Here is a 10,009-nt window from a genome sequence, read left to right as displayed (position 1 = left end):
GTTCGGGATGACGTCGTTGTCGAGCGAGTACATCAGATTGTGATGGACGGCATGGGGCTGATCGTACTGCATTCAGGACATTTCTTGGGATTATCAAGAAGTTTATGGATACCGGCTGTGATCTGAAGCGGATGAGTAGGAACGGCTGGCGTACTGAATAATTAAAATATCCTTCAAACGAAGCTGACTGCTGGAATCCGGGTCGGCTTCGTCTCAACTGCCATTCACTCGTTTGTTCATACTTCCACTCCAAGATTACTACTGTCTGAGCTAGTCGTAATGTTTAGAATGGGAGTCATCTATTTAGTTATAATTTTACCTTTAACTTATAAGAGAGGCTGATTATTCGATGCAGATTGGTGTCGCAGATTACGGGATGAATGTTTGGGATGGTGGCAGCTATGATTTTCTGGAACGATGCACGGATTTGAAAAAGATTGGATATGAAGGGGTAGAGAGACTGACGGTGTTCAGCGCTGATGAGGCGATTGCTAAGTCTTCGCGCATACGCAAGTTGGGAATGGATTTTTCTACTGTACGCGGACCGAGTGTAGAACTGTCTGTACAGTGGACAGCGGGGCTAGGAAGGGGATATGTGTGGCTGCACGGTGTTGAGCAACGCGATTTTGATGCCTTCTGCAGGCAGGCTAATCGATTTGCTGATATATGTCATTCCTGGGGAGTTCGTGTTGCGTTGCACAACCATATGGGAACGCTAGTGGAAACACAGGAGCAGCTTGAGCTTTTTCTGGCGCGTTGTCCGGATTGTCAACTTGTGTTCGATACGGCTCACCTGGCGGCGATGGGCGGTGACGCTCAGGAGATTGCCAGAAAATATGCACATCGACTGCAGGTGATCCATGTGAAAGACTGGAATTTGGTGGATCCGCAAGCTACGCGATGGGAGGAAACTGGTTATTTTTGCGGTCTGGGCAAAGGCAATATTGGACTGGACAACCTGGAAGTATTGAAAGCTGCTGCGGCTTCAGGGTATGACGGTTGGGTTTATGTGGAGCATGATACGCATTTGCAGGAGCCGTTGCTGGATCTGAAGGAAAGTCGGGAATATCTTGCGAAGGGGGGATTTTGAAGGTGGAAAAGCAGTCGTTGCCTATCAAAATTGGTATTGTGGGGTTAGGGCGCGCCGGCTGGGGAATGCATGTCGAGGAGCTAAGGAACAGTCAACATTTGTTTCGAATCGTCGCGGGCTGCGATCCGATAGCCGAAAGAAGAGAACGTCTATATCAAGAATTTGGCAGCAATGTGTATGACTCGGTTGAGCAACTCGTCGCAGACCCGGATGTGGAATTGGTGGATATTGCTTCCCGTTCAAACGATCATTACGCTCACGGTGTTATGGCACTTCAGGCGGGTAAAGATATATTGCTGGAAAAACCTATGACGAAAACACTGGCTGAAGCAGAGAAATTGGCGGAAACGGCAGAACGTCTGGGACGCAAGTTGTATGTCCGGCATAACCGCAGATTTGACTCGGATTTCTTGCATGTGCGGGAAATCATCGATAGTGGATTACTCGGCGACATCTTCCTTATCAAATTATATCGTCATCAATTTCAGCGCCGCAATGACTGGCAAACACTGAAGGTGTTCGGTGGAGGGCAGCTTCTCAACTGGGGGCCGCATATTATCGACCATGCGCTGCAACTCATGCAGTCGCCGTCACGGTTGGCATGGAGCCGGCTTGATACGATTCAGGCGGCTGGCGATGCAGAGGATCATGTGATGCTGATTTTGGAGGGAGACAACGGTCGGGTTATTGAAATTGAAATCAGCGGTGGCATGCCGCTGCCAGCACCTTGGTACCAAGTATATGGCACAAGAGGAACGCTTGCCTTAACCGATTCGGTGATCAGCTTGAAGTATCTTGACAGGTCTTTTGCTCTGCCCGAATTAAAAGCCGACTCAGGCACGCCGGAACAACACTTCGGAAAGACGGGAACGTTTAACGCGGCTGAGGTGGAATGGATCGAGGAACGAATTCCCGTCAAAGCGGCTGAAACTGACTTCTGGCAAGAGTTGTATGCCAGCATTCGCCGAAATCAGGTATTTTCGGTTACGACTACGGAGGCGTTGCAGGTCGTGCGAATGATTGCCGAGGCGAAGCATGGTACCGCGTATGATTCGTGAAGCGAACAAGATTTTACTTGATGTGATCAAAAAAGAAAGCGGTGCGTAGACATATTTTGTTGCTGGAGAGGAGTTTTAAGATAAGTTTAAACGGGAGGAAGCATGGTGCGAATAGCGATATGGCAACTTGCGGTCCGCGGTTCTAGCTTGTTGGCGTGGAGCTGTATATGAAGGCTTGCGGACGAGAAACGACGTACATGGCGATCTCGGGTGTGACGTTGGAATGGCGAGAATAATACAGGAGGCGGATACAAGGGTGAAGATATTTGATTACAATAATGATGATTTTTGGACGGTCCGACTTAGAGGGGACGAGTGGGGGGAATCTTACATCCCTCCTTATACGGGAAACGGTGCGATTGGTGTGCGGTTTGGGCCATTGGTCGCTTCGGTTGTTCCGGGAGATGCACCGGGGACAGTTACAAGATACACATTCGATGGCGGTGAACAACGTTACGTGCCAGACTGGAATCGAATTGGTTTGACCGTCGGCGGCGTAAGTCTCGTTCCGGGAAACGGTACGGAAGGCTTGACACAAACGTTGGATATGCGCACGGGAGAAGCGTTTCTAGAAGGTGATTGGGTTTACAAGGAAGGACGTTCGGTGCAATTACGAATAAGAATGATCATTCCGAGAAGTTACGAGTACGCATCGATTCTGACCGTGGAAGTGGAAGGGTTGTCAGAAGTGGCTAAAGTAACTTTCGGACTTGACGGTTCGAACGTCACTGGAATCTACGCGGCGGAATACAGACGGTCAGGTAATCGGCTGTCTGGTGATTATCGCACCCCGAACGATGGGAACCGCATCGTTCAAGCTCTTGCATGGGAAATGGAAGACTTATCACCCGTCGGATACGAGACTGACTCGGAGTCTGCTCAACTGACGGCGTTCTCGCAGGGTGATCAGTTCTCTTTGCGTATCTATCATACAGTTAGAAGCGATTACGAGACGGAAGATCCGGCTATTGGAGCAGCGCAGCTTCTCAATGAATTGACCGGTATAGGCGTCGCAACGATTATGAAGAGCAATAGGGAAGAATGGCGACGGCTATGGTCTTCTGGTCTTGCCTTTACTGATGACGATCCGAATAGAACGAAGTTGGTTCTTGCTGCGCAATTCCATTTGTTGTGTAGTTTGAGCGAGCAGCCGTTTCCTTTCGGAACGCTGGGCGTCGCAGGAAACGGTTGGGGAGGCAGTCAATTATGGGATGCGGATTTATGGGTTTTTCGCGCAATTCTTCCCCTGTGGCCTCATTTAGCAAAACCGATAGTGGAATACAGACTTTCGACGTTAGAAAATGCTAGAATACACGCCGCTGATAATGGGTATCGCGGAGCGTGGTATCCTTGGGCGGCTAAGCCGGATGGTACTCCGAATTACCGACCCGAATACCGTGAAGAGATCCATAACAATGTCTGGATCGCACTATCCGCGTGGGAATACGCAAACTTCACCGACGATAAAGATTTTCTGGTGAAGGCTTGGCCTATGATTCGCGATATCGCGGATTTTTTCGTTTCCCGCGGCGAATGGGGAGATGATGGAGACTTTCATCTGTGCAACGTGCTCGGTCCAAACGAAGCAGTGGCGGAGTTCGGGCACCGCTTTTGCGATGATAATCATACTACGAATTTTGGAGCTACTAAAGTGTGGCAGGCGGCGGATGAATGCGCTCGGCGGCTAGGCAAAGTGCCTAATCCGGAATGGAACGAGTCGGCGGAGCGAATTTATTTAACGAATGCGGGGCTGGACGGAATCGTTCCCGAATACACGGGATACGCGGGCGAAGGCATTAAGCAGGCGGATTTCATCTTGAGTCTCTACCCGTTGGGTTTGGAAATGGGCAAACGGGAAGCGTTCGCCAACATAAGCTATTATCACGATAAAATTATGGCTTACGGACCTTTGATGAATGCACAGATCGAGAGTTGTCTGTTCATGCTATACGGTGACAAGGAGCTTGGACTCGAACATTTGTTCCGGGAATTCGGGAAGTACGTTCGTGGACCGCACTTTATTCCTTTCGAGGGACGAACGAACAACGTAGCGTATCTGCTTACTGGAATCGGCGGATTGCTTCAGGCACTTCTTTATGGCTACTACGGGAATTCCGCAAAACACGCGAAGGATTTTCCGACGATCGGAAAGGAAGGGGAGAACAACGGTTAGCCCGTGCATCGCGATCGTAGGTATTCTGAATATGGATATCGTATTGACGATAGATCACATGCTCCGGTAGGGCGAAAAAAGATAATAGAATTTCCAAATTTCAAGAAGTGTCATTTGGATTTTACGATCTTAATGGAAACATACATGAATTACGGAACATACATGAATTACGGAACGACTACTCGTCTGGTATTACAAACCATGAATAGCTGAAATCTAATAATAACAGCTTGTGGATGTGTCGTAGCCTTCGGGTTACTCGGTCAGAGTTTTGAAGAAGCGGAGTCACGCGGCGCGCTGACATTCGTCGTGACTTGGTTAGTCCAAGGCATTTCGAGGAATTGGATTCAGACAGACAACCCCGATAACCTGACTGCGTCGCGGCCGACTCCTCGTCAGGTTATCGGAAGCACTGTGGTCATTGCCAAAACTTGTATGGCTATTCTGTCAGGAGGGACGACAAACTTAAAATTCGTTTTCAGTACTGGGCCTGATGCGGAGTTGACTATGAGTTTGATGAAGCAATCGGGATCGATCTAACCGGGAATGTGATCGGCTACTGTGGTGGAATTTCGTTGAAGATGTTCCTTATACGAACCCTTTCTTGACCGACAATTACATATGGATAATGGCAAAACTGTCGAAAAGCAGCGACGCAAAGCCACGGGTCTTCTCACTATTTATGTGATGACAGCGGGTTACCCAATTGCCAAGCACGGCCTATATGGGTCGTGTTTTTTTTATTTGTTTATTTGGGAAACAGAGGAGAGTAATATGGTATTGGAAGCAAATATACAACGAGAATGTCCGATGATTTCCAAGAACAGCAATGAGAATATAAATGTTGTGTTAGTGGACCGAGATTTGGAATGGTGTTGCCGTTTTGCTAATTTACTCGAAACAGAGAGAGATATTCATCTCATAAATACTTCAGCTACAAAAGAAGAGGCAGTGCGAGCAAGTTTACAGCTAGACGTAGACGTAGTAGTGGTGAATGCAACACTCCAGTCGTCTGGACGCGATGGATTAGATGCAACAAAAGACATTCTCGCCGAAAGGGATGTTCCCGTCATTGCCGTTGCTTCCAGCGCAGACCCTGAAGTGATCGTCGAAGCAATTACAGTCGGGGCAGTGAACTTCATAAGCAAAGCCGATATTCAGGACATTATCATGGCGATTCGCGAAGCATATCGACATCGTCCATCTCTACACCCCAAAGCATCGAGGGTGCTCCGCGAGGAGTTTATCCGGTTGAAGCGCCAGGAATTTTGGTGTAAGTTGACTGCGACTGAGAAAGAAGTGCTGCAATTAATCGCTTGGGGTTACTCGCAGTCCAAGTTGATTCAGTTGATGGGTATTTCGCCTAATACAATGAAGACGCCCATTCGTCATATTAGTAGAAAGCTCGGCACGAAATCAATCAAAGAAGCAGCAGTTAAGGCGAGGCGGGTTGGACTCGAGAAACACATGGATAATAAGGAAAATGATGCATAGTGATGAATTTCGATCTGGTTCGACAAAATTCTAAAGCTTAGGGTGACTAAAAAATCATCCTGCCGGATCATAACGAAAATTAATAAAACTAGGAATAAGGAGGGATTGAAATAGAAAAAATGCCCACTGTGGTTAGGAGGGATATGTGGCAAAAGTAACTAAAAGATGAAGCATGGGATAGTTGTCTGTCAGGTGGAGAACGGGGGGACAAGCCCAGTGGTTCCTAATACACAATGCTTAAGTACATGCTATTGTACATAATAATTTTATTTATAAATTTGATAATGACAAGTGCAATAACTAATTAAATGAATATGAAAGAATTCAATAGACACCATATTCACGCATCGGGGTATTCACCCTCGGTCCGGCAGGAGATTTTGGCAGGGAAGCTGAATCAGCCGGACACATCCGACTATGTCGGACGTCGTGAATATACGAAACGTTATCGGAAATCCCCTAAATCAAATTTGGAGAACTTTATGAAGATAATCTATAAGATCTATTATGAGGAAGAGTTGAAGGCAGCAAATCTACTTCAATTAGAAAACGAGCATAATCAAATTTATGGTGAGTTTAATATTGTTTTTGGAAATCAATATTACCTTCCGTATCCAACAGAAGAAACAATAGGGAAGAATCCAGAGATCTTTTCAGAACTATTACTTACACATTTCGATCAACTGAATTTAGTCTGTATATCTTTAGATGAACAAGTTACAAATTATGTGGCTATTCGATACATTGAAAGTCCATGGGTATGGCTTGAATACAAAAGAGTAAATGATAGAGTATTTGTTTCAGAGATTTTTCATGAAGATGGTGGCCCCAATAGTTATGTTTCATTTGAAGAAGAATATTTTCAAAGATCTAAAAAAGAAAAAATTGCATGTATTCCATTGAATGAATTATTAGTTGAGGTCACTCGAAAAACTAACAGCTTTATTGAAGAACTCCAAAAGATTAATCCATTATTATCTGAAAGCAAAGCAATTAAATCATTTTTGAGTAACACAAGAAGAGGGGACATCCCATAACACCATATTCACTCATAGGGCATTCACCCTTAGTCCCAGTAGCGACTTCAGGAAGCTATTGCTGTGGACACACCCGACTTTGTCGGACGTCGTGAATATACGAAACGTTAGACGAAAATCCTTAAGGAGTGAAACATGAATAGAAAAAAACTTTATATTTCTTTGTCCTTATCTCTGTTCTTGGTCCTGTATATTTGGTTTTACATTTGGATACTTGCAAGTGTGAAAGATACGCTAAAGACAATTTATTTACATCCTGATCAAGATGCTCAAATCGAAGGGAAATACGTTGAACCTGAGCTAATGAATAAGTTTTTTAGACAAGGAATATATCCTTCTAGTTCAAATGATAAAATCAAATTTTCATTAAGTACTGGTAAAGCGCTGCACTTCTTTTTTATTGGAAAGGTATGGATTACATATAAATATGAAGGCATTGACAGTAGTTCAAATGAATCGAAATATGGATCTCATGCTCCAATAACATTAACCGTCAAATATTCAAAAGGGGTATGGAAGATAATTGATAAATATGAAAGACCGTAATGAATTTTGAATATAAGGCAAGAAGTCAGGTACTTCATCTAACACCATATTCACGCTTCGGGGCATACGCCCCTCGGTCCGGCAGAAGTAATTGGCAGTGAATTGAATCAACCGGATACATCCATCTCCCTAAGATAAGAGCTATCTAAGATGAATGTCGTTAATACCTGAACGTTATAAGAAATTGGCGAAGAACTTTTAGTTCAAGGAAAGGAGGCTACTCTTATCATTTTTAAGCTTCGATATTAGAAAATTCTTAAGGGACAAAGTTTAAACATAATAATTTTAGTTTTATCAAGTATTGCAGTCTTATATATGCTTTTTTTTCTTGTACCATATGCGGATTCGCAAGGATTCTTTAGCGAGAATGACACACCTAATGCTTCAGAAATTATAGCATATCTTCCTCGATATCTTCCGGCAGCAATTTGTATCGCATTTTCTAGTAAATTTATTAGCAAGTCTACCTTTTTAAAAAGTCTTAATTATCCATTATTAATTGCAAATATTTTTATTGGATTTTGTCTTGGTTTAATAATAATAGGTGGTGCGATTTTGTGGTTGATGATACCCTCAAGTTTGATTCCGATAATTGCAATACCAATTAGTTTTATTTGGGGATTAAAAAAGGATATTCAATTTCTAAAAAAGAATAAGATTACTAAAGTTAATATGTAGGAATATTCAAGGATACCTACTACTTCTTATAACACTATATTCACGCATTGGGTGTTCGCCCTCGGTCCCAGAAGCGACTTCAGAGAAGCAGTTGCTGTGGACACACTCGACTTCGTCGAGCGTCGTGAATATAAGAAACGTTAGCCGAAAGAAGTTCTTAGTTTAGGAGGAGCCTATATGATATTAGAAAAAGTTATAAATGGAATTGAAATACAAAGTGAATATAAGGATTTTGTTGATAAGTATATAAGTAATATACTTACCGAATTTAAAGGTAAGATTCATAGCATTTATATGTGTGGCTCGATTCCAAAAGGAACTGCTAAACCTTTTAAGTCAGATGCAGACTTTACTATTGTATGTGTAAATCCCAAAGATATTGATTACGAAAGATTGTCAAATATTAAAGACAGGCTTATGGAAGAATATCCAGTAGTAACTAAGATTGATACGATAATTTGCTCGATTGACGATGTATTAAGTAAACCAAATGAGTGGGGTTTTTGGATTAAGATAATTTGTGTTTGCATATATGGTCATGACGTTGGTGAAAAAGTACCACCGATAATTATTTCTCCAGAGTTCATTATAGACTTAAATACAGAGACCAAGGAGGAGGTAGACCGAATACATAGTTTACTTTCTAATGTTAGTGATAGCACAATGAAATCTAGATATATTAAAGGTTACTCTAAGAGATTAATTCGTGCATTATACTCTTTGGTTTTAGAAGATACAGGTGTATGGCAAGATGACATTATTAAGATGAAGAATGCCATATTAAACTATTGTGAGATTGACTCCGCTTTAGTTGATTATCTATATGCTTGTTACTTGGATAGTAATGTACTTGTTGAAGAGTTTCTGGGAATTGCAGATGAAGTATATAGCTATTTTGAAAATGCCTTAAATGCTATGGCTGCTTCCAGAACTTCCTTCGGTTAACACCATATTGACGCTCCGGGTCACTCTGAGAAGCGAGTGGCCACATCAAGCCCCCTAAGTCCGTCAGGTTGAGAAGATATGAAAGAATGAAAGTATAGAAAAGGAAGTGCAGTATTGGATAATTTTTATGAGGTATTAACATATGTAAATGATAATTTTTATAAGCCAAACAACTTGATGATCAAGGATATCCAAGAAGAAATTCAAAATGAAAAATATGGTTCAGGCAATTTTCGAATTAATTCTAAAACGGTTAGATTTAGGGTTGCGAGAAAAACACCCAAGAAGATAGGTCAATTTGTCGTCTGTTGGGAAAAAGGCAGTGACAACAAAAATCAAGCATATTCATATGAAAATGCTACTGATTTGTTAGTCATTAATACCTTCGGAAGTAATCACAAGTTTGGGCAATTCATTTTTCCCAAAGATATATTGTTAAAGCATAATATTCTCAAAACAGAAACTTCAAATGGGAAAATGGCAATAAGAGTGTATCCTAGCTGGGATACACTTACCAGTAAACAAGCTATAGCAACACAAAGATGGCAATTACCATATTTTATAAACCTAAATCATACTTCTTCTTTACAAGAACTTGGTAAGTATTTCGAAGAAGACGCTGACATCCTATAACACCGCATTCACGCTGCGTCACTGTCGCTCCCTGGTCCGGTCCGAAGCATAAGATGTGGTTTCGAAGAAGCTGAATCAGTAGCAGGGAAGTTTATTCAGCCGGACACATCAGACTTCGTCGGAAGTCGTGAATTTACGAAACGTTATAGGGAATATCCGCAAAATACTAAAGTTAGGGGTTTTTATCTATGGATTTTCAACAAATCATTAATAAAATTGAAGAAACCAGAACTGAGTTACTCGTTATTCTTGCAAGTATGAATGGTAATGATTTATATAAACAAAAAGACCTTGAAAGTTGGAGTATTAGTCAGGTCTGTCAGCATCTCTATATCACAGAGGAATTGTATGTCGT

8 protein-coding genes, 1 pseudogene and 1 riboswitch are annotated in these 10,009 nt (G+C 42.6%); all 9 genes and pseudogenes read left to right on the top strand.

Annotated features, from left to right (window positions below):
- Positions 1 to 9: 9 nt before the first annotated feature.
- A pseudogene (locus tag B1748_RS37550) lies at positions 10 to 128 on the top strand (ThuA domain-containing protein); the annotation flags it as partial.
- 221 nt (positions 129 to 349) lie between these two features.
- Positions 350 to 1,090, top strand: coding sequence for a sugar phosphate isomerase/epimerase family protein (locus B1748_RS17360; protein ID WP_087569204.1), 741 nt, complete (start codon positions 350 to 352; stop codon positions 1,088 to 1,090).
- A gap of 2 nt (positions 1,091 to 1,092) precedes the next feature.
- Positions 1,093 to 2,148, top strand: a complete 1,056-nt coding sequence (locus B1748_RS17355; protein ID WP_087569203.1) for a Gfo/Idh/MocA family protein — start codon at positions 1,093 to 1,095, stop codon at positions 2,146 to 2,148.
- A 256-nt stretch (positions 2,149 to 2,404) separates the two neighbouring features.
- A complete protein-coding gene (locus B1748_RS17350; protein ID WP_179215642.1) occupies positions 2,405 to 4,321 on the top strand; it encodes a glycoside hydrolase family 65 protein in 1,917 nt (638 codons plus the stop codon).
- A gap of 620 nt (positions 4,322 to 4,941) precedes the next feature.
- Positions 4,942 to 5,027, top strand: a riboswitch (cyclic di-GMP riboswitch).
- Positions 5,028 to 5,095: 68 nt separating this feature from the next.
- Positions 5,096 to 5,815, top strand: a complete 720-nt coding sequence (locus B1748_RS36440; protein ID WP_143810318.1) for a response regulator transcription factor — start codon at positions 5,096 to 5,098, stop codon at positions 5,813 to 5,815.
- A 482-nt stretch (positions 5,816 to 6,297) separates the two neighbouring features.
- Positions 6,298 to 6,852 (top strand): hypothetical protein, encoded by a 555-nt coding sequence (locus tag B1748_RS17340; protein ID WP_087569201.1) that lies wholly within the window; start codon positions 6,298 to 6,300, stop codon positions 6,850 to 6,852.
- 135 nt (positions 6,853 to 6,987) lie between these two features.
- Positions 6,988 to 7,398 (top strand): hypothetical protein, encoded by a 411-nt coding sequence (locus tag B1748_RS17335; RefSeq protein ID WP_087569200.1) that lies wholly within the window; start codon positions 6,988 to 6,990, stop codon positions 7,396 to 7,398.
- Between the two features lie 855 nt (positions 7,399 to 8,253).
- Positions 8,254 to 9,021, top strand: a complete 768-nt coding sequence (locus B1748_RS17330) for a nucleotidyltransferase domain-containing protein (RefSeq protein WP_087569199.1) — start codon at positions 8,254 to 8,256, stop codon at positions 9,019 to 9,021.
- A 114-nt stretch (positions 9,022 to 9,135) separates the two neighbouring features.
- Positions 9,136 to 9,654: a MepB family protein gene (locus tag B1748_RS17325; protein WP_087569198.1), complete on the top strand. Its 519-nt coding sequence runs from the start codon at positions 9,136 to 9,138 to the stop codon at positions 9,652 to 9,654.
- Positions 9,655 to 10,009: the final 355 nt, after the last annotated feature.

It is taken from the genome of Paenibacillus sp. MY03, from assembly GCF_002165585.1.
GTDB classification, from domain to species: Bacteria; Bacillota; Bacilli; order Paenibacillales; family Paenibacillaceae; genus Pristimantibacillus; species Pristimantibacillus agaridevorans.
Note: the sequence above shows the minus strand (reverse complement) of the source record. Positions and strands in the feature narration are given on the sequence as shown.